Origin of the sequence: Pseudoalteromonas sp. c7(2019), assembly GCF_011378625.1 — a bacterium.
GTDB lineage: Bacteria > Pseudomonadota > Gammaproteobacteria > Enterobacterales > Alteromonadaceae > Pseudoalteromonas > Pseudoalteromonas arctica.
Window position 1 is genome coordinate 1 of the sequence record NZ_WTKS01000018.1, and the last position, 23228, is coordinate 23228.

General features: G+C 40.1%; 29 protein-coding genes. 8 read left to right on the forward strand and 21 right to left on the reverse strand.

Going from position 1 to position 23228, the window contains the following annotated elements; translation table 11 throughout:
- Positions 1 to 866 precede the first annotated feature (866 nt).
- The 18 genes from rplQ to GQR38_RS17185 form a co-directional block, all read right to left on the reverse strand.
- A complete protein-coding gene (gene rplQ, locus GQR38_RS17100; RefSeq protein WP_002959450.1) occupies positions 867 to 1268 on the reverse strand; it encodes a 50S ribosomal protein L17 in 402 nt (133 codons plus the stop codon).
- Between the two features lie 39 nt (positions 1269 to 1307).
- Entirely contained in the window at positions 1308 to 2294 is a 987-nt protein-coding gene (rpoA, locus tag GQR38_RS17105; protein WP_002959452.1) for a DNA-directed RNA polymerase subunit alpha, read from the reverse strand.
- 24 nt (positions 2295 to 2318) lie between these two features.
- The gene (gene rpsD, locus GQR38_RS17110; protein ID WP_002959461.1) at positions 2319 to 2939 is read right to left on the reverse strand and encodes a 30S ribosomal protein S4; all 621 of its coding nucleotides are present in this window, start codon (positions 2937 to 2939) and stop codon (positions 2319 to 2321) included.
- Between the two features lie 21 nt (positions 2940 to 2960).
- On the reverse strand, positions 2961 to 3347 hold the full coding sequence (gene rpsK, locus GQR38_RS17115) for a 30S ribosomal protein S11 (protein ID WP_002959471.1): 387 nt from the start codon (positions 3345 to 3347) through the stop codon (positions 2961 to 2963).
- 12 nt (positions 3348 to 3359) lie between these two features.
- Positions 3360 to 3716, reverse strand: coding sequence for a 30S ribosomal protein S13 (rpsM, locus tag GQR38_RS17120; protein ID WP_007584664.1), 357 nt, complete (start codon positions 3714 to 3716; stop codon positions 3360 to 3362).
- Positions 3717 to 3840: 124 nt separating this feature from the next.
- Positions 3841 to 3954 carry a 50S ribosomal protein L36 gene (rpmJ, locus tag GQR38_RS17125; RefSeq protein ID WP_002959476.1) on the reverse strand — a complete coding sequence of 38 codons (114 nt, stop codon included), beginning with the start codon at positions 3952 to 3954 and terminating at the stop codon, positions 3841 to 3843.
- 22 nt (positions 3955 to 3976) lie between these two features.
- Positions 3977 to 5305, reverse strand: coding sequence for a preprotein translocase subunit SecY (gene secY / locus GQR38_RS17130; protein WP_007584663.1), 1329 nt, complete (start codon positions 5303 to 5305; stop codon positions 3977 to 3979).
- Between the two features lie 10 nt (positions 5306 to 5315).
- Positions 5316 to 5750: a 50S ribosomal protein L15 gene (gene rplO / locus GQR38_RS17135; protein ID WP_002959480.1), complete on the reverse strand. Its 435-nt coding sequence runs from the start codon at positions 5748 to 5750 to the stop codon at positions 5316 to 5318.
- 4 nt (positions 5751 to 5754) lie between these two features.
- Complete coding sequence (gene rpmD / locus GQR38_RS17140) at positions 5755 to 5937, reverse strand: 50S ribosomal protein L30 (protein WP_002959482.1); 183 nt, start codon at positions 5935 to 5937, stop codon at positions 5755 to 5757.
- A 2-nt stretch (positions 5938 to 5939) separates the two neighbouring features.
- Positions 5940 to 6446, reverse strand: a complete 507-nt coding sequence (gene rpsE / locus GQR38_RS17145; RefSeq protein ID WP_002959485.1) for a 30S ribosomal protein S5 — start codon at positions 6444 to 6446, stop codon at positions 5940 to 5942.
- 9 nt (positions 6447 to 6455) lie between these two features.
- Positions 6456 to 6806: a 50S ribosomal protein L18 gene (gene rplR / locus GQR38_RS17150; RefSeq protein WP_002959486.1), complete on the reverse strand. Its 351-nt coding sequence runs from the start codon at positions 6804 to 6806 to the stop codon at positions 6456 to 6458.
- Between the two features lie 9 nt (positions 6807 to 6815).
- Positions 6816 to 7349 (reverse strand): 50S ribosomal protein L6, encoded by a 534-nt coding sequence (rplF, locus tag GQR38_RS17155; protein ID WP_002959488.1) that lies wholly within the window; start codon positions 7347 to 7349, stop codon positions 6816 to 6818.
- A gap of 13 nt (positions 7350 to 7362) precedes the next feature.
- The gene (gene rpsH / locus GQR38_RS17160; protein WP_007584660.1) at positions 7363 to 7755 is read right to left on the reverse strand and encodes a 30S ribosomal protein S8; all 393 of its coding nucleotides are present in this window, start codon (positions 7753 to 7755) and stop codon (positions 7363 to 7365) included.
- 21 nt (positions 7756 to 7776) lie between these two features.
- The gene (gene rpsN / locus GQR38_RS17165; RefSeq protein WP_010554914.1) at positions 7777 to 8082 is read right to left on the reverse strand and encodes a 30S ribosomal protein S14; all 306 of its coding nucleotides are present in this window, start codon (positions 8080 to 8082) and stop codon (positions 7777 to 7779) included.
- Between the two features lie 10 nt (positions 8083 to 8092).
- On the reverse strand, positions 8093 to 8632 hold the full coding sequence (gene rplE, locus GQR38_RS17170; RefSeq protein WP_010554915.1) for a 50S ribosomal protein L5: 540 nt from the start codon (positions 8630 to 8632) through the stop codon (positions 8093 to 8095).
- 16 nt (positions 8633 to 8648) lie between these two features.
- Positions 8649 to 8963, reverse strand: coding sequence for a 50S ribosomal protein L24 (rplX, locus tag GQR38_RS17175; protein WP_002959496.1), 315 nt, complete (start codon positions 8961 to 8963; stop codon positions 8649 to 8651).
- Positions 8964 to 8973: 10 nt separating this feature from the next.
- Positions 8974 to 9342 (reverse strand): 50S ribosomal protein L14, encoded by a 369-nt coding sequence (gene rplN / locus GQR38_RS17180; protein WP_002959498.1) that lies wholly within the window; start codon positions 9340 to 9342, stop codon positions 8974 to 8976.
- Positions 9343 to 9615: 273 nt separating this feature from the next.
- Complete coding sequence (locus GQR38_RS17185; protein WP_165722775.1) at positions 9616 to 11586, reverse strand: AsmA family protein; 1971 nt, start codon at positions 11584 to 11586, stop codon at positions 9616 to 9618.
- Between the two features lie 233 nt (positions 11587 to 11819).
- Here GQR38_RS17185 and GQR38_RS17190 point away from each other — a divergent pair, with 233 nt between their 5' ends.
- The 8 genes from GQR38_RS17190 to GQR38_RS17225 all read left to right on the forward strand — a co-directional run bounded on the left by GQR38_RS17190 (position 11820) and on the right by GQR38_RS17225 (position 18810).
- Positions 11820 to 12251, forward strand: a complete 432-nt coding sequence (locus tag GQR38_RS17190) for a hypothetical protein (RefSeq protein WP_007584645.1) — start codon at positions 11820 to 11822, stop codon at positions 12249 to 12251.
- A gap of 8 nt (positions 12252 to 12259) precedes the next feature.
- A complete protein-coding gene (locus tag GQR38_RS17195; RefSeq protein ID WP_007584642.1) occupies positions 12260 to 12460 on the forward strand; it encodes a helix-turn-helix transcriptional regulator in 201 nt (66 codons plus the stop codon).
- A gap of 155 nt (positions 12461 to 12615) precedes the next feature.
- Positions 12616 to 13779, forward strand: a complete 1164-nt coding sequence (locus GQR38_RS17200) for a hypothetical protein (RefSeq protein WP_024591362.1) — start codon at positions 12616 to 12618, stop codon at positions 13777 to 13779.
- 277 nt (positions 13780 to 14056) lie between these two features.
- A complete protein-coding gene (locus GQR38_RS17205) occupies positions 14057 to 14743 on the forward strand; it encodes a TorF family putative porin (RefSeq protein WP_024591363.1) in 687 nt (228 codons plus the stop codon).
- A 192-nt stretch (positions 14744 to 14935) separates the two neighbouring features.
- Positions 14936 to 15649, forward strand: a complete 714-nt coding sequence (locus tag GQR38_RS17210) for a YIP1 family protein (RefSeq protein WP_024594265.1) — start codon at positions 14936 to 14938, stop codon at positions 15647 to 15649.
- Positions 15650 to 15705: 56 nt separating this feature from the next.
- A complete protein-coding gene (locus tag GQR38_RS17215; protein ID WP_165722776.1) occupies positions 15706 to 16872 on the forward strand; it encodes an efflux RND transporter periplasmic adaptor subunit in 1167 nt (388 codons plus the stop codon).
- Positions 16872 to 17579, forward strand: coding sequence for an ABC transporter ATP-binding protein (locus GQR38_RS17220; RefSeq protein ID WP_165722777.1), 708 nt, complete (start codon positions 16872 to 16874; stop codon positions 17577 to 17579). The genes GQR38_RS17215 and GQR38_RS17220 overlap by 1 nt, the downstream gene beginning before the upstream one ends.
- Positions 17572 to 18810: an ABC transporter permease gene (locus GQR38_RS17225; RefSeq protein WP_101216074.1), complete on the forward strand. Its 1239-nt coding sequence runs from the start codon at positions 17572 to 17574 to the stop codon at positions 18808 to 18810. Before GQR38_RS17220 ends, GQR38_RS17225 begins: the two co-directional genes overlap by 8 nt.
- Positions 18811 to 18823: 13 nt before the next feature.
- Here GQR38_RS17225 and GQR38_RS17230 read toward each other — a convergent pair whose 3' ends face one another.
- From GQR38_RS17230 to GQR38_RS17240, 3 genes are all read right to left on the reverse strand, one after another.
- Entirely contained in the window at positions 18824 to 19153 is a 330-nt protein-coding gene (locus GQR38_RS17230) for a hypothetical protein (protein WP_101163389.1), read from the reverse strand.
- Complete coding sequence (locus tag GQR38_RS17235) at positions 19150 to 19461, reverse strand: Bor family protein (protein ID WP_165722778.1); 312 nt, start codon at positions 19459 to 19461, stop codon at positions 19150 to 19152. Before GQR38_RS17235 ends, GQR38_RS17230 begins: the two co-directional genes overlap by 4 nt.
- Positions 19462 to 19644: 183 nt before the next feature.
- Positions 19645 to 23223, reverse strand: coding sequence for a M1 family aminopeptidase (locus GQR38_RS17240; protein ID WP_165722779.1), 3579 nt, complete (start codon positions 23221 to 23223; stop codon positions 19645 to 19647).
- Between the last annotated feature and the right edge of the window lie 5 nt (positions 23224 to 23228).

The following is a 23228-nucleotide window of genomic DNA, read 5'->3' on the forward strand; positions in this document are numbered from 1 at the left end:
AAACTTTATCTCGCTAGGGCTGCGCATATTACGCTTTCCTATTTTTTTGTCAACACTTAAATTTAAACTTTCTAAAAATATTCAATCTAAGTTTTACTTAACACCCTGAGTTGTTCGTGCCTCGCTATGCGTTGGCGTTTCCCGTCTCAGTGGGGTCGCATTATAGGGAGATCCGAAAACAGATCAACCCTTTTTTGAAGAAAACTTGAAATAATGTGCTGTTCGCTGAGTATTTGAGCTAAACGCTCAAAAACACAACTAAACTACCATTATTAATAGGTTCATAGAGCTATTTGAGATGAAAGTTGGGCAACTACTAACGGGTAGAGACACATTTCGATCATCGATGCAGAAAAAACAACCAATAGAGCAAGAGTCGTATTCCTATTATCATTTAAATTAATCAAAAGCTGATAATTGAATTGATCAGCCTATGTTTAATAATAGTTTTACATATTTTAGGAGGAAGTTTACTTAGGCCGTAATGGTTAACTTTACTCTGAGGTTCTTAGTACCGGTATATTTATAAGAGTACGCACGTTATATCTTTTAATCAGCTCTATAAGTAGAAACTTCGTTAGGGATTGCTCTAATTGTAGCTCAATTCGCGGCGGTATTATTAATAGCTGTAAATCACAATATATAGTGGAAATGATCTTTAACTAGAATCTGATAGGCTATTTTGAATGAATGGTAAATAAAGAGTAATTAGATAGAGCTATTAAAGCAGCTGTCAAAACAACTTATCAATTCAGAATCTATGAGTCATTGCCCATAATAGAAGGTAATTACTGGTTCATATAGTTTGACAAATTTTAGGCAAGAAAAAGCCGAGCATAGGCTCGGCTTTTAGGTTTCTTTAAGACTTACTCTGCAGACTGTGCGTCTTCTTGAACTGCTTCGCTAGTCGCTGGGCGACCAACTAGTTCAATATAAGCCATTGGTGCATTATCACCAGTACGGAAGCCACACTTAAGAATACGAGTGTAACCACCTGGACGATCCGCGTTACGTGGACCGATTTCACTGAATAATTTACCAACAACTTCATTATCACGCGTGCGAGCAAACGCTAAACGGCGATTTGCTACACTGTCAGTCTTAGCCAGTGTGATTAAAGGTTCAATTACACGACGTAACTCTTTCGCTTTAGGCAAAGTAGTTTTGATGATTTCATGTTTCACCAAAGAACCTGCCATATTGCTAAACATCGCTTTACGATGGCTACTGTTACGGTTTAATTGACGACCACTCTTACGATGGCGCATGACCCTATCCTTCTAACTAAACTAATATAGTGATTTAGATTATTCAGCTAAACTTGCAGGTGGCCAATTTTCTAGGCGCATGCCCAGAGAAAGTCCACGTGAAGCTAGCACGTCTTTAATTTCAGTTAGAGACTTCTTACCTAAATTAGGTGTTTTAAGAAGCTCAACTTCAGTGCGCTGAACTAAATCACCGATATATTGAATTTGCTCGGCTTTCAAACAATTTGCTGAGCGTACTGTTAATTCAAGGTCATCAACTGGACGAAGTAGAATAGGATCGAATTCTGGCTTCTCTTCTTTCTCTTCTGGCTCAGTTACATCACGTAAATCTACGAATGCATCTAATTGCTCAGCTAAGATAGTAGACGCACGGCGGATCGCTTCTTCTGGATCTAAAGTGCCGTTTGTTTCCATATCAATGATTAACTTGTCTAAATCTGTACGTTGCTCAACTCGAGCTGATTCAACCGAGTACGCAATACGTTCAACTGGGCTAAATGATGCATCAAGCAACAATCTACCAATTGGACGCTCATCGTCATCAGAGGATAAACGACTAGATGCCGGCACATAACCACGACCACGTTCAACACGAATACGCATGCTGATCTCGCTGTTATTTGTAGTTAAATTACAAATAACGTGATCTGGATTAGCAATTGTTACATCGCCATCGTGCTGAATATCAGCCGCAGTAACAGGGCCTACACCAGATTTAGTCAGGGTCAGAAAAACTTCATCTTTGCCTTCTAACGTTACTGCTAAACCTTTAAGGTTTAATAGTATTTCAATGATGTCTTCTTGAACGCCTTCTTTCGCGCTGTACTCATGTAATACACCGTCGATTTCAACTTCAGTTACTGCACATCCAGGCATAGATGAAAGTAATATACGGCGTAAAGCATTACCCAGAGTATGGCCAAAGCCACGCTCTAATGGTTCTAAAACTATTTTAGAACGCGTTGGGTTGATAGCGTCGATGTCGACTAACCTTGGTTTTAGAAATTCTGTAACAGAACCCTGCATTTTATCCTCTCTTAACTCTTAACTTTACTTAGAGTAAAGTTCGACGATTAGTTGTTCATTAATGTCCGCAGACAGGTCTGAACGCTCAGGTAGACGCTTAAAGCTGCCTTCCAATTTCTTACCGTCAACTTCAACCCAAGTCGGCTTTTCACGTTGCTCAGCCAACTCTAGAGCAGCGATGATACGTGCTTGTGTCTTAGACTTCTCACGGATTACAACAGTATCTTCTGGAGTAATTACGTATGAAGGAATGTTCACAACACGACCATTAACTAAAATCGCTTTATGGCTTACTAACTGACGTGCTTCTGCACGTGTGCTAGCAAAACCCATGCGATATACAACATTGTCTAAACGTTGCTCTAAAAGCTGTAACAAGTTTTCACCTGTATTACCTTTAAGGCGAGCAGCTTCTTTGTAGTAGTTACGGAATTGCTTTTCTAATACACCGTATATACGACGTACTTTTTGCTTTTCACGTAATTGTAAACCGTAATCAGATAAACGACCTTTACGGGCGCCGTGCTGACCAGGTGCAGTCTCAAGTTTACACTTAGAGTCGATAGCTCTTACGCCGCTCTTAAGGAACAGGTCAGTACCTTCACGACGACTCAGCTTGAGCTTAGGGCCCAAATATCTTGCCATGTTATTTCTCCTAACCTATTGTTAAACGCGACGTTTCTTCGGTGGACGACAACCATTATGTGGTATAGGCGTCACGTCAGTAATGTTGGTAATACGGTAACCAGCAGCATTCAAAGCACGTACAGCAGATTCACGACCTGGACCTGGACCTTTGATGAAAACTTCTAGATTTTTTAAACCGTATTCTTGAGCAGCAGTACCTGCACGCTCTGCAGCAACCTGAGCAGCAAATGGTGTAGATTTACGTGAACCACGGAAACCTGAACCACCGGCAGTAGCCCATGATAGTGCATTACCTTGACGGTCGGTAATCGTTACAATAGTGTTGTTGAAAGACGCATGAACATGAGCCATACCATCAGCAACTTGTTTTTTAACCTTTTTACGACGAATTGGTGTCTTAGCCATAATACTATCCCCTTATCGCTTAATAGGCTTACGAGGACCCTTGCGGGTGCGCGCGTTAGTCTTAGTTCTTTGACCACGTAGTGGTAAAGAGCGACGGTGACGTAGGCCACGATAACAACCAAGGTCCATAAGGCGCTTGATATTTAAAGTAACTTCACGACGAAGATCACCTTCAACAGTGTACTTGCCAACTGCATCACGCAGTACGTCAAGAATTTCGTCTGAAAGTTCACCGATTTTTGTGGTTTCGGCGATACCAGTCGCTACTAAGATAGCCTTAGAGCGAGTCTTACCTATGCCATAAATAGCTGTTAAACCAATAACTGCATGTTTATGATCAGGGACGTTAATGCCAGCAATACGGGCCACTAACACATCTCCTATATTCGAATTTGGTAATCATCTGTTTGAAAAGCCCGTAAGGATACTCAAACGAAGACCAAATTACTACTAAAAACACAGGCCGAGAAAACTCAGCCTGCACGCTGTTTACTTAACCTTGCCTTTGCTTATGCTTAGGCTCACTGCAAATTACGCGTACTACACCAGCACGTTTAATAACTTTACAGTTACGGCATATTTTCTTAACGGAAGCACGTACTTTCATTGCTCAACTCCGTAAACTGACCTTATCGACCGTAGCCTTTAAGGTTCGCTTTTTTCAGCACAGAATCATACTGATGAGACATCAGGTGAGTCTGTACTTGTGCCATAAAGTCCATGATCACTACAACGATAATCAAAACTGATGTACCGCCGAAGTAGAATGGCGTTTGCCACGCCATCGTCATGAATTCAGGCACCAGACAGATAAAGGTTATATACAAAGCACCTGCCAATGTCAGGCGTGTCATCACTTTATCAATGTATTTAGATGTCTGCTCACCTGGACGAATACCTGGGATAAATGCGCCAGATTTCTTAAGGTTATCTGCTGTTTCACGTGGGTTAAAAACCAACGCTGTGTAGAAAAAGCAGAAGAAGATAATAGCCGCAGCTAAAACAAGTGAGTACAACGGTTGACCTGGGGTCAACGTAGTAGCAACAGCTTGTAATACATCAGCGACTGGACCTTCACCTTGGCCGAACCAGCTAGCAATTGTACCAGGGAACAGAATTATACTGCTAGCGAAGATTGGTGGAATAACACCCGCCATATTTACTTTTAGTGGTAAATGCGTGCTTTGAGCAGCAAATACTTGACGACCTTGTTGGCGTTTAGCGTAGTTAACAACAATACGACGTTGTCCACGTTCGAAAAACACTACAAGATAAGTAACAGCGAATACGATTACCGCAACCATCAACAGTACAAAAACATTCAAATCACCTTGGCGCGCCATTTCGACTGTCGAACCAATAGCAGACGGCAAGTTAGCTACAATACCAACAAATATTAGAACAGAGATACCGTTACCGATACCGCGCTCTGTTATTTGTTCACCCAACCACATAAGGAACATAGTACCAGTTACTAAACTCACCACTGCGGTGAAATAGAAACCCATACCAGGGTTAACAACTAACCCCTCCATCATGCCCGGTAAGCTAGAAGCAATACCGATTGATTGAATAGTAGCTAGCACAAGCGTGCCATAGCGTGTGTACTGGCTAATTTTTTTACGCCCTTGCTCACCTTCTTTCTTAAGCTCTATAAACGGAGGATACATATGCGTTAATAGTTGCGTAATAATCGAAGCCGAGATATACGGCATAATACCCAGTGCTAACACTGAAGCTCGCTCAAGTGCACCACCACTGAACATGTTGAACATCTCAACAATGGTGCCCTTTTGTTGCTCGAAGAAATCGGCAAGTACAGCGGCGTCAATCCCAGGGATCGGCACAAATGAACCTAGACGGTAAATTATGATAGCACCCAATACGAAGAGTAATCGGCGCTTCAATTCCGAAAGTCCACCTTGTGCACTTTTTGTATCTTGACCTGGTTTAGCCATTAGTACTTCCTTAGTCTTCTACCTTGCCTCCGGCAGCTTCAATAGCTTCGCGAGCACCTTTCGAGGCTTTAAGGCCTTTAACGGTAACAGCGCGTGAAACTTCGCCAGATTTAACAACTTTAACGAAAAGAACGTTCTTTTTAACTAGACCAGCTGCTTGTAACGCGCTTAGGTCTACCACATCGCCTTCTACTTTAGCGATTTCAAAAAGGTTTATTTCTGCAGATACTAAAGATTTGCGAGAAGTAAAACCAAATTTAGGTAGACGACGTTGCATAGGCATTTGACCGCCTTCAAAACCAACGCGTACTTTGCCGCCAGAACGTGATTTTTGACCTTTGTGACCACGGCCGCCAGTCTTACCTAGACCAGAACCGATACCACGACCAACACGTTTTGGAGCAGTTTTTGAACCTGCAGCAGGTGAAAGTGTATTCAAATGCATCGAATTAACCCTCTACCTTAACCATGTAAGAAACCTTGTTTATCATACCACGTACACATGCTGTGTCTTCTAACTCAACAGTGTGGTTGATACGACGTAAACCAAGACCGCGTAATGTAGCTTTATGTTTCGGTAAACGACCGATAGAGCTTTTTACTTGTGTTACTTTTACAGTTTGATTTGCCATGGTTACCCCAGTATTTCGTCTACGCGAAGGCCACGTTTAGCAGCGATTGACTGTGGAGAATTCATATTCTCAAGAGCCGAAATCGTTGCACGTACCACGTTGATCGGGTTAGTAGAACCGTAACATTTAGAAAGTACGTTCTGCACACCAGTAACTTCTAGTACTGCACGCATAGCACCACCTGCAATGATACCAGTACCTTCAGATGCTGGTTTCATGAACACTAGTGAGCCAGCATGACGTCCCTTAACAGGATGCTGTAATGTGTTGCCATTTAGGTCTACGTTGATCATGTTACGACGTGCTTTTTCCATTGCTTTTTGAATAGCAGCTGGAACTTCACGTGCTTTACCATAACCGAAACCTACTTTACCTGCGCCATCACCAACTACAGTTAGTGCAGTAAAGCTAAAGATACGACCACCTTTAACTACTTTAGACACACGGTTCACCGCGATTAGCTTTTCAGCTAGATCAGGCTGTTGTTGCTTTGCTTCTACGTTAGCCATAGTCTACTCCTAGAATTGCAAACCGGCTTCACGCGCAGCATCAGCTAGCGCCTTCACACGGCCGTGATATTTAAAGCCACTGCGATCAAAAGCAATCTTTTCGATGCCTTTGTCAGCCGCACGTTCAGCAACCGCTTTGCCAACTGCTTGCGCAGCTTCAACGTTACCGGTGCCTTTAACTGTTTCGCTAATAGCCTTTTCAACAGTAGAAGCAGCAGCCAGTACATTACCCTCAGCATTTACTACTTGAGCGTATATGTGACGTGGCGTGCGGTGGATAACAAGACGCGTTGTGCCTTGTTCAATATAATTTCTACGAGTGCGTTTAGCACGACGTAGACGAGCTGTTTTTTTATCCATCGTCTTACCTTACTTCTTCTTAGCCTCTTTACGGCGTACATTCTCATCTGAATAACGAACACCCTTACCTTTATAAGGCTCAGGTTTACGGTATGCACGAATGTTAGCAGCTGTTTGACCAACTAACTGCTTATCTACGCCCTTAACTAGAACTTCTGTTTGGCTTGGAGTTTCAATCGTAATTCCTTCAGGAACTGCGAAATTAACTGGGTGTGAGAAGCCAAGAGTTAAATCTAATGTTTTACCCTTAGCTGCAGCACGGTAACCCACGCCTACTAACTGAAGTTTCTTCTCGTAACCTTCATGCGTACCAACAACCATGTTGTTGATTAGAGCGCGAGCAGTACCTGCTTGAGCCCATGCATTAGCTACGCCATCACGAGGTAAAGTAGTAATAACGTTGTCATTAACTTGTACTTCAACAGCGTTGTTGATAGTACGAGTAAGTTCACCGTTTTTGCCTTTAACTGTGATTTCCTGGCCTTTTAATGTAACTTCTACACCGGCAGGAACAGTAATTGGTGCCTTTGCTATGCGAGACATAGTTCCCCTCCGATTAAGCTACAAAACCAATGATTTCACCACCAACACCAGCACTACGTGCTGTGCGGTCTGTCATTAGGCCTTTAGAAGTTGATACGATAGCGATACCAAGACCACCCATTACCTTAGGTAATTGGTCACGTTTCTTATAGATACGTAGACCAGGGCGACTTACACGCTGGATATTTTCAATTACAGCTTTGCCTTCGAAGTACTTCAACTCGATAGAAAGCTCAGGTTTAGTTTCACCGTTAACGGCGAAATCTACGATATAACCTTCGTCTTTTAGTACTTTAGCTAATGCTACTTTCAGCTTTGAAGTTGGCATCGTTACAGATACTTTCTTCGCTGATTGACCGTTACGAATTCGTGTAAACAAATCCGCGATAGGATCTTGCAAGCTCATAGTCTTACTCCCATGATTCTATTACCAGCTAGCCTTTTTAAGGCCAGGAATTTCACCGCGCATAGCTGCTTCGCGAACTTTAATACGGCTCATGCCGAATTTGCGAAGGAAACCATGTGGGCGGCCCGTAATGTTACAACGATTACGTTGACGTGCAGGGCTAGAATCACGAGGTAAAGCTTGTAGCTTAAGTACCGCGTCCCAACGATCATCTTCAGATGTGTTAACATCACTGATGATAGCTTTTAGTGCCGCGCGCTTTTCAGCGAACTGAGCAACTAGTTTTGTGCGCTTTGCTTCGCGCGCTTTCATAGAATTCTTTGCCATAACCCTACCCTTATTTCTTAAATGGGAAGTTAAACGCTTCTAACAACGCACGGCCTTCCTCATCAGATTTCGCAGAAGTAGTGATAGTAATATCCATACCGCGTACACGGTCTACTTTATCGTAATCGATTTCTGGGAAGATGATTTGTTCACGTACGCCCATGCTGTAGTTGCCACGTCCATCAAAAGACTTAGCACTTACGCCACGGAAGTCACGAATACGTGGGATAGCGATTGATACCAAACGCTCAAAAAAGTCCCACATACGCTCGCCGCGTAGGGTTACTTTACAACCAATCGGGTAACCTTCACGCACTTTGAAGCCAGCAACAGATTTGCGTGCTTTAGTGATTAGAGGTTTCTGACCAGAGATTGCTGCTAGATCCGCTACTGCGTTATCTAAAATCTTCTTGTCAGCTAGGGCTTCGCCCACGCCCATATTCAATGTGATCTTTTCGATCTGAGGGACTTGCATGACAGAGCTGAAACCAAACTTCTCTTGAAGTTCCGCAACTACTTTGTCTTTATATACTTCATGCAGTTTCGCCATCATTCTACTCCAACTATTAGATAGTTTTACCAGTAGATTTAAAGATACGTAATTTCTTACCATCTTCAATCTTGAAACCTACACGATCAGCTTTACTCGTTTCCGAGTTGAAGATCGCAACGTTTGATGCATCCATAGATGCTTCTTTCTCAACAATGCCGCCAGCTTGGTTCAATTGTGGAACCGGCTTTTGGTGTTTCTTGATCAAGTTTATGCCTTCGACAAAGATTCGACCAGATTCAGTAACAACTGAAAGCACTTTTCCGCGCTTACCTTTGTCTTTACCTGCTAGTACGATTACTTCGTCATCACGACGTATTTTTGCTGCCATGATTGGCTCCTTACAGTACTTCTGGGGCTAGTGAAACGATTTTCATGAACTTATCATTACGAAGTTCGCGAGTCACAGGGCCGAAAATACGTGTACCAATTGGCTGCAAGTTATCATTTAAGATAACAGCCGCGTTGCTGTCAAAACGGATCAAAGAACCATCTGGACGGCGAACACCTTTTCTGGTACGCACAACTACCGCGTTTTTAACATCACCTTTCTTCACTTTACCGCGAGGAATAGCTTCTTTTACAGAAACTTTAATGATGTCGCCAATCGCTGCGTAGCGACGGTGTGAACCACCAAGGACTTTTATACACTGCACTTTGCGAGCGCCGCTGTTATCAGCAACTTCCAGCTGAGTTTGCATTTGGATCATGTTAATGACCTCCGGTGTAGTAATTACAACGTGTCTAAAATTCGTTTAAAAATCAGACATTTCGATTAAATCCCAATCAAAAAACAAACGAGTTGTCTCTTAAGGGCGGGCAATTGTACCAGCATTGAGGGGGTAGTGATAGGTTATTTTTTAATTAATTTAGAGCGTATGGTTATTAAAGTTGAGTAATTACGGCTATGTAGCTATTTTACAGATGGTTACAAAACAAACAAGGCACTATATAAGTGCCTTGTTTGTTTTAACTATAGATGATTAACCGAATAAACCTTTTAATTTATCTTTAATCTTATCCTTTGCTTTGTCTTTGGCTTTTTCTTTTGCCTCATCAACCTTCTGCTTAGCTTCATCTTTAAGCGCATTGCCTACATCAAGCTTTATACCAACATCGTGGAAAGGCCCTTTTATACGTAGTGGTATTTTAAAACCAGTGCTGTCATCAGTGGTCCCCTGTCCTTCGATTGATCCAACTATGCCTGTAACCAAACGGTAATTAACTGTTGTTTGTGGTAAATCAACATCGCCTTCACCTGATATTCTAACGAGTGGGCTAATAAGTGATAAATCAGTATTTTTACCAACACCATTAGTAAAGTTAAAACTTCCTGTTAGTGCAGAGAAATCTGTTTGCTCTGATTCTTCAAACCCGGTATCCAGCCCTTCAGACGCAGCACCAAAGTTTCCTGAAATGAGTTCCTTACCTTTACGAACCATCTCAGCTATATTCGCACCTTTTACGGCTCCATCAGCAAACTCAAATCCAAGTTTTCCGTTAAGCGCACCAATAAACGACTTTTGACTTTGGCCAGTTGTGTTTAGGTTCCAATTTAAAGACCCCTTACCCATTAGCTTGTCAAAACCTGCCGCATCAGTTAATAGAGGCTGTGCATCTATACCAGCTAAGTCAAAGTTAGTTGATATTTTATAAGGTACTTGTTGTGCGTTTACATTGATAACGCCTTTACCTGACCCTTCATAAGCAGAAAAGCTATCTAGGCTTAGTTTTGCAGTGCTATTTTTTAAAGCAACAGTAAATTGATTTGCGCCCAACTTAATATCGTTAGCTTTTAATCCACTTGAACGAATAACTACATTCGCATCTAGTGAATTTAACGCACTTAGATCAATTTTAGTGTCATCCCATACTATTGGCTCTGCAGGTTTATCATTTTGCTCTACTGGCTCTTCTTGTTTTGCTACTGCTTCAGGTAGGTACGGGTTTAAATCAAGCATACCTAAATCGATATCAGCATTTACAGCTAAACGCTTTCCTAGGTTAAGCTCGCTCTTACCTTTTATTTCCAATGCGTCTAACGTCGCAACTAAATCGTCTAAATTAAATTTCTCACCTGCTAGGTGCATTTTACCGTTTACACTGAATGCGTTAAAAGCATTGTCTTTAGCGTCTAACTCTACACCTTGCCATTTTGCAATACTTTTAACAGACTCACCGCTTAGTGATAACTGACCTTTAATATCTTGGCCTTGCCCAGCGATGCTCCCTTCGAACGTTAGATCAACTAAACGAGAATCTAAGGTTTGTTTAACATTAAAAGTAGCACCTTCAATTGCTTTAGCAGGAGTATCTAATTTTATATCAAGCTCAAAACGCTCCTGCATATAAGTAATACCCCCTTTTACTTCTAATGTTTTACGAAGTGATGGAAGTAAAATAGCGAGTTCTAAATCACTAATTTGTTGCTTAGCACCTGTTAGACCATCTAAATAAGTAAATGTGCCGCCATAAATAGCGACCTCGCCTAACTCAATATCAAAGTTATCTGGAAGCTTTATAGCTTCACCTGATTGGCTTTGCTCTTTAGGTTGCTCTGCAACTGCATCAAACAACTGCCAATTAGCTTTACCATTTTTGTCAGTTTCTAATAGGATATTTGGTTCATTTATAACAAACTTATCTAATTTAAACTCACCACCAAATAATGAAAACCAAGGTATGTGTACAGCAAGCTGTTTCATACTCGCCATATCGGCGCGCGAACCTGATTCCATATTTGCAAAATGCACGTCGTTAAGTTCTAACTTTAATGCAGGGAATACGCTAAGTGTTTTATCACCTTTAATAGTAAGAGTGCGCCCAGTTGTTTGTTCTACCTGCTCAGACACTTTATTAAAAATAGTATCAGTAGGGATTAAAAACGGTGCGGCAACAATTAGTGCTATACATAGTAAAAGTATTACACCTACAATTTTAAGTAAGGTTTTCATGATCGTCCTTTCAAACGTGCAAATAATGTTCTTATCATAGCGAGTGTTAGCCTTAAAATCATTGTAGTTGATGTAAAAAAGCCACTAAAACCATTTTACCTGTTATATGTGAATCTTTCCTGAAACATTTTGATACCTTTAGGTTACAAATAAATATTGACCCGGTGATACCCCAAGGTTACATTGATACCCAGAGGTTACAAAAAATAAAATACTATTACAGGATGAATACTATGAAACAACAGGATATTAAAACTGAAGAACAATTTATGGGTCAAAACATATGGATTAGTTTAAGCGCAGGGATAGTTTGTTTACTTCTCTGTGTTTACTCACTAATAAAACAAGATCAACATATTGGAGGGCTTTTAACTGTTGGAATGGGCGTTTTTTTTTATATAGTTATAGTGATTATTTATCTCATTAAAGGGGGCTTTCCGTTAAAAATGTATTTTCAATACGCTTATAAAGATGAGTTTCTAAACACCATTGACACTAATGCATATAAACATACAAGTTTTGCATTTGGGTTTTGCCTTCTGGGTGTTTTTTATATAAGCGATGAAATACCTACCGAATTTTCGCATGCAACTATGGCAATATTCTACCTAGGTATCATGCTCTTGGTATATGGCGCTTCATTGCTTTGGCAAAATCGTGATTAGGAGTGGATATGCAAAATAACATAGCAAAGTATCGAAAAGAGGCCGGGCTTTCACAGCAAGAACTTGCTGATGCTATTAAAGTGTCGCGCAAAACAATAAGTACCGTAGAAACAAACCGGTTTACGCCGTCGGTAATAATTGCTCTAAAAATAGCAAAGCATTTTAATACCTCAGTTGAAAGCCTCTTTGTACTGGATGAAAATGATTGATACATGTTAAAGCATTAGTCTCATTTTATTAGCAAAAATACTGATTTAGTCACTTCAATTACAACGTATGGAGGACAGCGCTGTTGTTATTAGCGTAATTGCGCTAAAATAGACCAGCAAAAAAATATATATCTAAACCGGAGATTCTACAAGGCATGAAAAAACTGCTAATTTCACCGTCAAAAATGACGCTAGGCGAACAAGAAAATCAAATCTATCAGAACATTCTGAAGCAATCTTCAGAGTTAAGCCTTAACCTTATGGCCGTGAAAGTAGAAAACCACCCTGATGATTTTTTACCTTGGTGTTACGAATTGCTAAGTGCAAGCAGAGATCGTATGAACTACGATTTGCTAGAGCCACAGCAGTTACCAGTACTTAAGAAGCTACACGATCAGCTTATTTCAGCTATCAGCTTTTTACAGGTTAAAACTTTACGTATTGCTCCGTGGCCTGTTGTAAGTGTATTTGTAGAACAACACAAAGACGTTATTGCACTTGATGAACAGCTTCGTTTGGTAGACTACATCAAAAGCATTCGTGAACAATCTCTTAAAGATATGATTCCTGAAGACTTACTTGCGTTTAGCGGTAAGCACATGGCATCACTTGATCCAAGCACATACAACTTTGACGTTGAATGGTTTGCATCTACAAAGAGTGCAAAGAGCTTCCATCAAATGCTTGGTGATTTACCAGGTGCTTTTGACGATGCACTAGTAAATATTCCACTTGAAGGTGATATTACTCAATACGAATATCAACAATTTGTTGCTGCTTATTCAAAAATATTCACCGACAACAACGAAAAACCAACACTTGCGCCTGCAACACGACTGCTTGCAATGCGTCGCCCTGATTTATTTACTCCGATTACAAATAATCGATTAGATGCATTATGTGGTGCTCTTGGTGTTTCTAAACTTAAAAATAGTGATTTTGAGCGTTACTGGCAAGATATCGTAAAAGGTATTCAAGCTATGTCATGGTACAAAATGGCTAAACCTAGTAATGAGTTAGAAGAACAATTGGTTGCTATTAAAGCATTAATTCCATGTTTCTTTCACTACGCTGATGCTAAAACACCAGATAACTCTAACTACATTAAACTGCTAACCAAGCCTAAACGTACTACAACTACAACAGGTAAAACTCAGCGTAGAGGTAAAGAGTCTGCAGAAATTTTAGTAGACCGTGCTCTTGCTGCTGACGATATTCCTGAACACATTCGCAGTAAACGTGATTCAATTGTGAGTGAAGTACAAAAAGGTCGCAGCGTAAACGAAACAATTAGCCTTATGCGCACTATATTCGGTTAAAATCTTCTAATTTAGCCGTACTTTTATGGTGCGGCTAGGTTAATTTATGCACCAGCAATGTGCGCAACATCTTCCTTCATGTTATATCCCCATCCTATTCATAAAATTCAAGCTCATGTTTTTAATAAATAAAAAATAATTTTTAATAAAAAATAATGAAGCTGGCACATACAGTGCAATTATCCCGTTAGTTAAACAATAAAAAGCCGTCAGCCTAAAGGTTCCGAATACATAATAAAAACCTTGGCGAGCAAAAATCATATAACGGGAAATGGACATGCTAAAACTAAAAAAAACCATCGCTATAAGTGCTATAGCATTAATGGGCGCAACATCTTTAACGTCAACAGCCGTACATGCTGAAGTAACAGCAAACGCAGCGGCAACATCAAACTACTTATGGCGTGGTCAAGAGCAAACTGGGGGCGATGCAGCTATTTCAGGCGGTATTGATTACGCCAATGAATCGGGCTTTTATGCAGGTACTTGGGCTTCAAATGCATCGTGGGCAGATGAAATGACCTATGAGCTTGATTTATACGCAGGCTTTGGTGGCGACATTAACGAAAGCGTTAGCTACGATGTTGGCTATATTTATTACGCTTACCCAGATGCCGCTTCTGAGGCTGACGCAGATTTCTCTGAAATTTACGGTAGCATCAGTGTTGAAGGCTTTACATTTGGTGCTTCAGTACTTGCAACATCAGCTGCAAGTGGTGATGGTACAGACTTTGGTGATTCACTTTACCTAACAGCTGATTACGGTTTTGCTGTTGGCAGTAACGGCACTGAAATGGCACTTCACTTAGGCCATTACTCTGGTGACTTTATTGGCGATGATAATATCTTAGATTACGGTGTATCAATTTCGAAAGACGGTTTTACTTTTGGTTTGTCTGATACAGATATGGATGATTCAGATATTAAAGCTTACGTTGCTTATTCTGTAGACTTTAATTTATAAGAAAGAATGTGTTACTTGCTGCAACACGAAGGGCCTTTTGGCCCTTTTCTCGTTTTTGAACAAGCCCCCTCACATCTGTTAACAAACCGTTACAATTGAATAAAAACAATACATACTTTTTCCTTTATTCTATTACTTAGTCACTGGGCATTTATAACTGCCTAGCCATAAAATAGGTATAAAGGAATAATAATGAAATCACCTAACGCGTTTAGCGCCCTACTCGATATTTATATAAATCCTAGTAAAGCTTTCAATGGTGTTGAACACGCCAAAGGTTGGTCATGGTTAGCATTTATATGTATTACCCTTGCTAGTATCGCTAGTGTTTATATTTTTTACTCTAGTGTTGATATGCAGTTTTTGATTAATGAGCAAGTAGCAGCATCAAGTATAGATGCAACAATTGGCGAGCAAAAAGCAATTCGTCAAAGTATAGAGCTAAATGCAGAAAACCAAATTTGGTTTGCTCTGTTTGGCGGCGTAATTGCGCTGGCTATCATGAATGCACTCATGGCACTTTATTATATGCTTGTGGCTAAACAAGATCCTGAATCAGAACATAGCTACGGAGCTTGGTATGGATTCTCTACCTGGACAATGATGCCAGTTGTTATTTCAAGCCTAGGCACAATTGCTCTTGTACTAAGTGCAAGTACAGATCAAATATCTCAACAAGCCGTATTTAGCTACGCATCTATTAACCAATTAATAATAGGACTTGAAATTGGCCATCCTTTTTATAGCTTATTAGAATCAATAAATTTATTTAGCTTTTGGAGCATTGCGCTGGGAATGATCGGCTTAAAATGCTGGACTAATTTTTCAACTAACAAAGCACTCCTATTCTCTGCACTTCCTTCAATCATTATTTTTGGTATTTGGGCAGTCATTGCAGCAATGTAACCACTAGATGGGGGTATGTATTGCCTCCGTATTACTTAATTCACGGATAGATAAAAATGAAAAAAGCAATAATCATCACACTCGCTGTAGGCGCATTTATAGCCCTAATTGTGTCAAAGCAAATCTCTGGCGATGAAAAACAAGCCGAAGTAAATATTGCTCAAGTAGAGCTTGGCGACATTGCTGACTCAATAATGGCTTCAGGTAATTTAGTTTTTAATACACAAGTGCAATTACGCTCTGAAGTGACAGGCCGAGTAGATAAAATATTTGTTCAAGAAGGCCAAGGAGTTAAACAAGGTGACATGTTAATGCGCCTTGATACAACCGCTTTTGAATCTGAAGTTACCCGTAGTAAAGCAATCCTTCGCGCCACAGAAATTGAAATTAAACATAGTAGAACACGCCTTGCTAACCTAGAGCGCCAACTTAAAAGACAAAAAGACTTATATGATGTCGGTTTAGGTAATCAAGAGAGCTACGAGAATATTGAAAGCGCACGCGATCTAGCTAAAATTGATATTGAATCACGAATAGAGTCGTACAACCAAGCACAAGCGTCACTACAAATTGCGCAAGATCGCTTAAGTAAAAGTGTATTTAGAGCTCCAATGAGCGGCTTGCTTGCATCTGTAAATATTAAAGAAGGTGAAACCGTTATAGCCGGTACTACTAATATTATTGGCTCTGATTTAATGCTAGTAGCAGACCCAAGCGCTATTTTAGCCGAGCTACGTGTTGATGAAACCGACATTGCGAGTATTAAGCTTAACCAAAAAGCGAATATTTATGCTGCCGCATACCCAAATAAACCATTTAGCGGCACAGTAATCAATATTGGTACTTCAGCTAAAAACCAAGCCGGCTCTCAAGGTTTATCGTTTAAAGTAAAAGTATTACTCGATACTACTGAGCGCCAGCTATATGCAGGAATGAGTTGTAGAGCAGAGATCGCAACAAGCATTGCCGAAAACGGTTTAAAACTTCCAATAGAAGCAATCCAAAAAGAAGACGATAAAACATTTGTATGGCGACTAAATAGCGATAATACAGTTAGCAAAATTGCCATAACTGTTGGAATATCATCTGATATAGAGCAAGCAATTACTGACGGCTTAAATGAAGGCGACAAAATAGTTATTGGCCCTGCGCGCCCAGTAAGTCTTCTGACTGAAGGTGATGTGGTAAAACTTAAATCAGATGCAGACAAGGAAGAAGCCTAATGTCTGCGGTAATCAAGCTAGAGCATATTAATAAACAATACAAAATGGGCTCAGAGGTATTTAAGGCACTTGATGATGTAAACGTACATATAATGCAAAACGAATACGTGGCGATTATAGGACCTTCTGGTTCAGGCAAGTCGACCTTAATGAACTTATTAGGCTGTTTAGATACACCCAGCAGTGGCGAATACTACTTAAAAGACAAACTAGTAAAAAGTATGACCGAGACAGAGCTAGCTCATCAGCGTAATGAAAGCGTTGGGTTTATATTTCAAAGCTTTAACTTAATACCACGTGCAACCGCACTAGAAAATGTAATGCAGCCTTTAGTGTATCGCTTTATTCCTAGCAAACAGCGCAAGCAACAAGCCCTAGAAGCACTAAAACGGGTAGGCCTCGGTGATAAAGTTAATCACTTATCTAGCCAACTATCAGGTGGGCAACGTCAACGTGTTGCCATTGCCCGCGCTTTAGTCACAAAACCACATATATTATTAGGAGATGAACCCACAGGTAACCTTGATAGTAAAACAACCCGCGAAATTATGGGTTTATTTGATGAGCTGCATAACGAAGGTCACACTATTATTTTAGTAACACATGAGCAAGAGATTGCCGATCATTGCCAACGCGTAATTCGTTTGGTCGACGGTAAAGTGGTAAGTGATGTCACTAAAGATGAAGGAATCAAGCAGCATGTTTAAATCAGCTCTTGCGATAATGGAAGGCACTAAAGCCGCTTTTTCAGCTATTAAAGCTAATGCAATGCGCAGCGCACTGACCTGTTTGGGCATTATTATTGGTGTTGCCGCCGTAGTTACTGTAGTTGCAGTAATGCAGGGCTTTACAAAGCAAATAAACGATCAACTTGCTGATATGTCGCCAGATGTAACAACAATAAAGCCTTACACCAGTATTGAACTCGAAATGGTTGGCAAAAATGCCAAGCTTACCTACGACGATTTTTTAGCTTTAAAGTCGCGTATAAAAGAAGCTGAAACGCTAACTGCCCTAATGTTTACCTGGCGCTTTTCGGGGGGAGCTGAGTATGGAAATAAAAGCCATTCATCGCGTGTTATCGGTACTGAGCAAGACTATCAAAAAGCGTATCGTACTTATCCTGAACTTGGTCGCTTTATTCGTGCTGAGGACGATGATAAGCGAAGAAGGGTCGCATTTATCGGCCCTTCAATCATAGAAAAGCTAAACCTTCCTGAAAACCCAGTAGGTGAATATATAAAGCTAGGTGGTGAATGGTTTAGAATTATTGGCGTTGCTGAAAAACAAGGTAGCTTATTTGGTTTTGACCAAGACGATTACATTAATATTCCAATTAGTACCATGAGTGCTTTAGAAGGCGGAAGTACACAAACTAATGTGCAAATTATGTTTAGGTTAAATGAAGGTACTAACGAAGAACAAGTGCTTGCAAAAATAACCCGTGTATTGCGCCAACTACATAAACTAAAAGAGAAAGATGAAAACGACTTTGAATTTGAAACCGCTGAAAAATCTCGTGCCCAAATAGATAAATTTACCAGCAGTGCTACTGCTATTACTGCTGGTATTGTTGGAATAAGCTTACTTGTTGGCGGTATTGGTGTTATGAATATAATGCTAGTGTCGGTAACTGAACGCACACGCGTTATTGGTACATTAAAAGCACTAGGCGCAACACCTGGTTTTATTATGCTGCAGTTTTTAGTTGAAGCCGTTGTGCTTTCACTCTTTGGTGGTTTAATAGGACTCATTATAGGATATGGCGCCGCAGGGCTTATTTCGTTTTTAGTCCCTAGTATGCCTGATGCATATATACCAGCATGGGCTGTAATACTATCGTTCGGATTTACATCAATGATTGGGATTATATTTGGTTTAGCCCCTGCTATTAAAGCAGCAAGACTAAACCCTATAGATGCACTGCGTTACGAATAACTATTTTAAATAATTATTTAGCTTTAAATGGTACCTTATTACATTGTACTTCTACTGTTTTAGGGTACCAAGCTGGGCCGATTTGATTCACAACCACCTCAGCTAAACCATTAGTAAACGATTTATACGTATGAACGCTTTGCCACTCCCCTTGTGGGCAATGTGTTGTTAAATCTAACGGCTCTGATCCCTCGTACAACGCAAGTGCAAAATTATGATGCCACTGTGAGCTTTTTAGAGTTTTATTGCTTACTTTGCTCTGTATACCGTTATCAAAGTAAATATTTGTACACCCCGTTAAAATAATCAGTGTGCAACCGGCTGCAAATAGCTTGATGCTCATAATGTCTCCCCTAGTATTTGCTCTTGGCACCACACTTTAATGGTATGGGGCGAGTATATTCCAAGCGTAATTAAACTCAGCGATCCATCACTAAACGTTTGTTGTGACTGCATTTGAATAACCGGTGTATTTGAACATATTTGTTTTACGTCTACCCGCTGCTCACCCACTAATCCCCATAAATAAAATGGGCGGCTATCTTCGAAATTAGCTTGGCTCGTTATTTTTGCTGTTGCCTGTGGCTGAATGGTTACCGCAGAACAAGCACTGAGGCTTAATGCTATCGCCCCTATAATTAATGGTTTCATACTCTTCCTTATAAACTAAATACCAGTAAGGTAACTTTATAAGAGAACATAAAATATTAGCGTAAAAAGCTGTGGGGAATATGTAGAAACGCTATGAAGTTTTATACAGTTTATTACACATAAAGGCCGCATAAATGCGGCCTTTAAAGTAGTCAGTTTAAGTGGTTAGTAAATAAATAGACGTTAGAATTTAGCTAAATTATTTTTACTGTCTTTATCGACCAGCTTAATGTAAGGATCAACCCCCGCAAATAGTGGCTTTTCTTTTACTTTTAGCTCAATAGTATTGGTTCCAGATACTATTTGATGCTTGTGCGAGTAAATAACAAAGTCATCAGCTAGTAAGTTTTCAGGGTCGTCGCTAAATAATGCAATATCAATTAGCTCATCGAGCGGCTGTTCGGTTTCTTCACCTTGGCCATCCGCACGCTGTTTAATGGCTTCAATGTTTAGCGTAACGCTATAAAAGCCATCACTATCAGCGCTATCTGTAACTGAAACATCTTTCATCTCAAGCTCATACAAGGTGATATATTTAAACTGATCGTCAATAAAACTTTGTTCTGCTTGCGTTGCGTCTTGTTTTAAATAGCTAAGTAAATCAAGCGTAGTTGGGTATGGTGTTGATTGGTACTGAAATTCATTTAAAAATGATTTGAGTGCATCATTTAAACGTTTTTCACCTAAACGATCATAAATCGCCATCATCACAACTGATCCTTTATTGTAATGAAGATATTGTTGAGACTGCGTTTTATATAGTGGCATTTCTTCAAAGGCTTCCCCTGTACGCCCTATTAAGTACCTATCAAGCTCATATTTTAAAAACTTACGTAGCTTCTCGCCGCCAAAGCGTTTTTTTAGCACCATAAGCGCACTATACTGTGAAAGCGTTTCAGAAATAACTGCGCTCCCCTCAACATTTGCTCCCGACACTTGATGCCCCCACCACTGGTGCGCTACTTCATGTGCGGTAACATAGTAAGGGTAGTCAACTTTACTCTCATCTCTTAAGTCTGTAATAAACCCCATGCTTTCTGAGTAAGGGACTGTATTGGCAAAACTTTGTGCAAACGAGCGATACTTAGGAAACTCAATAATACGTAGCTGTTTATGCTGATACGGCCCAAATGCTTGTGTAAAGTAATCTATCGAGTCTTGTACTGACTCAATCATACGGTCAATATTCCATGCATGATTTTTGTGGTAATACACCTCAATATTTACCCCATTATGTTCAACCTTTTTACTTTCAAGCTCTGCCGAAAGCACCGCATAAAAGTTTAAAATAGGCGCATCCATTTCATAAACAAAAGTGCGGCGCCCGTCTTTTACACTTTCACTTTGTAAATACCCTGGGGTAATAGCAAATTGCGACTCGTCGGTTGTTACCGTTGCCTTAAAGTTAATAAACCCATTAGCTGCACCAAAATTACTTTGTGTATAGTACTGACTGGCTTCTAGCTTATGGGCACGTTCAAGTTCTGGTAAATCATGCTTACGGCGTTCAAATTTATCAGCTACCTGTAAACCACGGCTATAACCAAAGCTAGGGAGGAGTTCAAAGTTATTAATAAAAGTGCCATTGGCAACTAATTGTGTATCAGAACCTTGATCAGTAAAGCCTTTGTGATCGCGAGTAACCGACAGTTGCCCTTCTCTTATTTCGTTTGGCATAAGCGGCTGCTCAAACTCAAACCATGCTGAATAAAGCGCTGGTAATTTTTCAACTATCTTACCGCCTGCCATGGCTACATCCCAACTTTTAGCGTGTTGAGGTGAGCTTATTAACACTCGCGTAATTGGCTCGTTAGATGTATTGGTAAATTTAATTTTTGCCACAGCACTTAAAGCACGCTTTTTTGGAAAAATATCAACAGTTAAGTCAACATCGGTCACCATAGGTAGTGCTAAGTCTTTGTATTGTGCAAACTGCTGCTCATAACTTATTTGCTTGTCTTGAAACTCATCGCTCGTAGTAAACTCGTTCAAAACTCTTGTGTTGTTATAAATATTGTAGCCTGCACCAACAAACACTAATGCACTAATAACCGCAACCGCTTGCCCTTTTAACGACATATTATAACGAAGCATAGACAGGCGTGTGCGCAGCGTTTGTGAAGGACCACGATGCCATAACGCAAACCCAACAATCGCTAAAACAAGACTTAACGCACCCCAATACAATGTGTACCAATGCGCGCCTTGTAAAAAGTGCCCATAACCATTTATATCAGAATACGGTACGCTACTGCTTTGCGAAAAGTGATACATATGGTGCTCAAACCCATAAGAACCCATCACTTTTTGCGCTATGTAATACAAAATAAACAAGCCCATTCCTACATATTTATTCGGGCTAATAATTTGTAAAAAGAAGGCGAGTACCGTCAGCATAATTAACGGTAAAATCGATAAATAAACAATCCTAAATAAATACTGTCCTAGCTCTAAATTAAATTGACCTTTAAATAACTGAACTGTAATTGTGAGTATCATTCCCACGAGGAACAACCCAGAAATAGCGGCGATTAAAGCCAGTATTTTTGACACCCAAAAAACACTGTTATGTACAGGAAAGCTGTCAACAATATCGCCCATGCCACTTTGTCGCTCTCGCCACACAAGCTCAGCACTATAAAAAGCGATAATAACAAACAAAAATAAACCGGAAATACCACTAATAACATTTACCATATTCTGAGTTAAAGGCCAGTTAGTAGTGCCATAAGCACCAATAGGCGCAAACAGAGGGATCATAAGCGTTACAATGCTTACACCCGCTAAAATCATAAAAGGAGCACTAAATATAACTTGTTTAAGTTCGAATATACTGCGCATTATTAGCTGAGATTTAGTACTAACCCCCGCTGATTTATAATTTTTAGCACTATTGATAAGTGCAGCTTGTTTATTTTGTACAAAAGCAGAGACTTTAAATTGCTTCTTCTGTTTTTTAGTTACTATGCGATTGCTTAGCTTTCCAAGGCCAAAAAACATTGCAACACTGATTGCCACCCACAATATACGGTTAACTAAAAGGTCACCTGTGAGCGTTAGCACTTCTGTGTTTTTATCATTTACAGTCCAATAACGTGTTAAATCAATTAACGAACCAGAGCCAAATGGGTCGGCGTAAACAACAATATTTCTAAATGCTAAATCATCAAAGTAAACGCCGGCAATTTGATAGGCTATAAAAATCACAACAGCTGCTACATACACCGACATCATGGTTTTAAAATAGACCGCTACACTATTAAAAATAGCCGAAAGCACCAGTAAACTTGGCACTGCTAAATAAAGATAAGGCGCAGCGTAGTACATTAGCTTATTAGGACCAATCAATTCGCCATCGAGCCAGCCAACTAATAAACCAAATTGCGACCCTAAAAACACACCCAATGGCACGCTTAAAAACACAATAAGTACAACTAAGTAAGAACCAAAAAAACGCCCTGCTTGATAAGGCACAGGATTAACAGGCTTACTAAAAACCAGCTCATCCATTTTGCTTTCACTGTTGCGAATAGCAGAGCTGGCAACAAAGTTAACCACTAAAAACATAGCGAGTGTACAAAATGTAACGGTTAAAAGCATAATAGAGAAAGGCGAGTTCATATGAACATTCGCCCCACCTAACGGGAACTTACTACTAGAGCTTATAAAAAACGCCATAAAAAAGAAGATTAATGAGGTCACATAAAACGAAGGCTGACGCGCGAAATAACGCAGCTCAAACGCGAGCATATTAAAAAACATAACGC